Raw genomic sequence first — 3,986 nt, forward strand, 5'->3', positions numbered from 1 at the left:
CCCCGGCCCGACCCACAACCCGTTTCCATAACCCGGGAGCTCGAATCGATTGGTTGCCGACGCTTCGACTCTCTCCCACTTCTGGGCATCGATCGAGATCAAGTATGTGGTGTCGGGCTGAAGCTGGTAGGGATTGACGTAACCGGATTGCTCCCGGAGGAAGAATAGTCCTCCGGCGAATGTTACCGGCGACTCAAAATCGGGGAGCCTGCCGACAACTTCGCGCCAGGTCCGGCCTTCCTTTGACGAGATTAGATAGTTGTGCAGATCGTACGTCAGACCGTGAGCAATCCCGACGGCACCATTTGGGCCGACCGTTAGCGAGGAGACGTTGCCCATATACGGTTCGTTTACGACGTTGCCAAGCTGCGAGGTCCACAAAGCTCCATCGGGCGACACGAGGTAAGTACCCGGGGCTATCGATGGGCTGCCGTAAGTCGCCATGAAGTGATCGAAGACGTATGCCACGGACATAATCCCTATGCCGCTGTATCCTTCCGAGGCGTACCCCGGTGTCCACTGGACGCCGTCGGTTGAAACGATGGTGGACAGTGCGGTTGTACCTGCCACAAAACGACCCGCTCCGTAGGTCACGCACGAAATCTGTCCGGCGACTGCAACATCCCGGTAGGTCCAAGTAACGCCGTCCTGGGAAACGAGGACTAGCGGTTCCCCAAGAAACCTTGAAATGCCACCAGTCTGGGGATTGCCACCAACGGCAGCGAAGGTGCCGTTTCCCCACGCGACTGCGAGGAGGGGATCGGATCCGGTCGTGCGAAGCGTCCAGATCACGCCGTCAGGCGAGGTTAGGATCGAGGTGTTTTCTCCAACGGCGACGAACAAGTCATTACCCCAAACTGCACCGGTCAGGTTGAAAAAGAAACCGTTCGGTCGGGACGTCCAATTGATCCCGTCCGGCGAGGTTAGAATCTGGCCGAAGTCACCAACCACGACCCATAAACCTTTGCCCCACGCGACCGCCTGCAAGTTGTTTTGTGTGCCGGAATCAACGGTTATCCAGTCGTTTCCGTCGCGAGACACGACTATGGTTCCGAGGTCGCCCACCGCCACGTAGCCGTCAGCGTTTGACCCGACCGCATTCAACCGATTGCCAGTCGGAACCGGGTTTCTCCAATGCCAGGTGTCAAGTGGAGCAGCCAATCCGACCATGGCCAATCCGAGCGGCACCAAAATACAAATGTAGCGCCATAAACCAGTGCGGGCATGAAGACGGAGTTGGGATTCCCACACACTGGCAGAGACCTTCATTGTGACCGGAAGGGTAGCGGCGCTGGCAGCGACTGTCAATCCGGAACACCGGTTCGAGTCATGGAAAAATCACTTCGCCAACTCCGGGGCCCGCGGTAAGTTGCGGGCAAATGACACGTCAAATCATTCCATGGTGCGCGCACGTCGGAAACGTTTTATGGCGCGTTGTGGCGATTACAACTTGCGTGTTGTGGTTCACGCCAACGTTGGCCGCAACGGCTCCCGCACGCTCCTCAATCCCCGTCGAACTGAAACCGGCGCTCGCAAGCATTACGACGAACGGCATCCTTCAACATATCCGTGTGCTTTCTTCGGACGAATTTGAAGGTCGCGCGCCCGGCACGCGGGGTGAGCAGCTCAGTGTGGATTATGTGCAGGCACGATTCAAAGAGTTGGGGCTTGAGCCGGGCAACCCTGACGGCACCTACATTCAGGATGTGCCACTCGTCGGATTCACCGCGCGGCCGACATTCTCGTTTTCAGTCGGCGGCCGGGAGCTGGATTTCAATTTTCCGAACGACCTCGTGATCTGGTCGCGCCGGCTTGTGCCGGAGGTGGTGGTTGAAAACTCCGATCTGGTGTTCGTGGGCTACGGAATCGTCGCGCCGGAATACGGCTGGGACGATTACAAGGATGTTGATGTGCGCGGGAAAACCCTTGTGATGCTCGTCAGCGATCCGCCCGTGCCCGACCCGCATGATCCCTCAAAACTTGACGAGCAAATGTTCAAAGGCAGGGCGATGACGTACTACGGCCGGTGGACCTACAAATACGAAATCGCGACCGCGAAAGGCGCGGCCGCGGCCATCATCGTGCATGAGACCGCGCCCGCCGGATATCCGTGGGAAGTGGTCGTCGGCAGCAACAGCCGGGAGAATTTTGATTTGCAAACCCCGGACCAGAACACGAACCGCGTGGCCGTCGAAGGTTGGGTCACACTTGATGGCGCGCGAAAACTCTGCGCCGCGGGCGGGCACGACTTCGCGGATTTGAAACGGGCGGCGCTCCGGCGCGATTTCCGCCCGATATCACTCGGAGGCCGGGTGAACTTCACAGTGAAAAACACCCTGCGCTCCGTGGCCTCGCGCAGCGTCCTCGCAAAGCTTGCCGGTTCCGACGCGCGCAGAAAGGACGAGTATGTGATCTACACGGCGCACTGGGACCACCTCGGTCGGGATCGCACTCTTCCGGGCGATCAGGTTTACAACGGTGCGGTGGACAACGCGTCCGGCACCTCCGCGCTGCTTGAACTCGCCCGGGCTTTCACCAGAATCGTTCCGAAGCCGCGGCGGTCCATCCTTTTTCTGTCCGTGACCGCTGAGGAAAAGGGACTTCTCGGCTCCAAGTACTACGCTGCTCATCCTCTGTATCCGTTGCAACACACGCTCGCGGACATCAACCTGGACGGCATCAATGTCTGGGGCCGCACCCGGGACCTCAACGTCGTCGGCGTCGGACAATCCACGCTCGAAGATGCGCTCCACCTTTTTACCAGACTGCAAGGACGCGTCGCACTTCCAGAATCCGAGCCGGAGAAGGGGTATTATTACCGCTCGGATCACTTTGAGTTTGCCAAGCAGGGCGTGCCGGGACTGTACTTTCACGAAGGTACGGATTACATCGGCAAGCCGGCCGATTTCGGCAGACGCAAACGCGACGAGTACGTCGCTCGCGACTACCACAAGGTCAGCGACGAGATCAAGCCGGATTGGGATTTGTCGGGCGCGGTGGAAGACCTGCAGCTGCTTCTCGAAGTTGGTTACGCCGTTGCCCAGGACGATGCCTGGCCCGAATGGAAACCCGGATCGGAATTCAAGTCGCGTCGCGAAGAAATGCTGCGCCCCAAGTAGCGACACACGCCATCCTCCGGGCGCGCCAGGCCGTCGCGTAGTCCTGTTCCGGGCCGGCGGTTGCTTCCCTGCCGCGCGAATTCCCGCGCCACACTTTTGCATCGCCAAAGACGCTTGATTTCGCTACATCCTGCCTGCTTATGACGAGAGATCGTACCGCGCCGAAACTGCGCAAGTGGCCGTTCTTCTTAGCCGACGCCATCCTGCTCGGGATGGCATATTTGATTTACTACCAGAGCAACACGCCCATGACGGCCTGGCAGACCTTTTTTTGCACCGCATGCGTATCGCTCGGCGCGCTGCTGGGCGTGTCGCCGTTTCTGCTTGAGTACCGCGCGGCGACGAGATTGAACGAGGCCGATCGGCTTTCGAGCGCTCTCTTGCAGATCGAAAACCTTGAAATCATCGGTCGCCAGATTACCAACGCCACCGCGAGTTGGCAGACCGCGCACGAACACGCGACGAGGAGTGTCGATGCCTCTCGGGAAATCGCCGACGCCATGGCCGGCGAAGCGCGGGCGTTCGGTGAATTCCTGAAAAAGGCGAACGATACCGAGAAAAACCACCTGCGTCTGGAAGTGGAAAAATTGCGACGTGCCGAAAACGAGTGGCTGCAAATTCTGGTCCGGATACTGGACCATGTTTACGCGCTTTACCAGGCTGGCGTCCGCTCGGGCAAGGACAATCTCGTCGAACAACTCGGCCATTTTCAGAACACCTGCCGCGACGTCGCGCGGCGGGTCGGCCTCGTGCCGTTCGTCGCCATCCCGGGTGAACTTTATAACTCCAAAGTTCATCAGGTCGACGGCTCGAACGTCACGCCAGCCGTCGAGGCGCGCGTGGCGGAAACGGTCGCCACCGGATACA

At 59.3% G+C, this 3,986-nt stretch carries 3 protein-coding genes; 2 read left to right on the forward strand and 1 reads right to left on the reverse strand.

All coding sequences use genetic code 11. The annotated features are described in order from the left end of the window. The coding region (locus VN887_16475; protein ID HXT41604.1) for a hypothetical protein at positions 1–1,269 on the reverse strand (1,269 nt) is incomplete at its 3' end. Positions 1,270–1,436: 167 nt separating this feature from the next. Here VN887_16475 and VN887_16480 point away from each other — a divergent pair. Together VN887_16480 and VN887_16485 are read left to right on the forward strand one after the other, a co-directional pair. Continuing rightward, positions 1,437–3,119: a M28 family peptidase gene (locus tag VN887_16480; protein HXT41605.1), complete on the forward strand. Its 1,683-nt coding sequence runs from the start codon at positions 1,437–1,439 to the stop codon at positions 3,117–3,119. 140 nt (positions 3,120–3,259) lie between these two features. Next, on the forward strand, positions 3,260–3,986 hold a 727-nt coding region (locus tag VN887_16485; GenBank protein HXT41606.1), incomplete at its 3' end, for a hypothetical protein.

This window comes from Candidatus Angelobacter sp., from assembly GCA_035607015.1.
GTDB lineage: Bacteria > Verrucomicrobiota > Verrucomicrobiia > Limisphaerales > AV2 > AV2.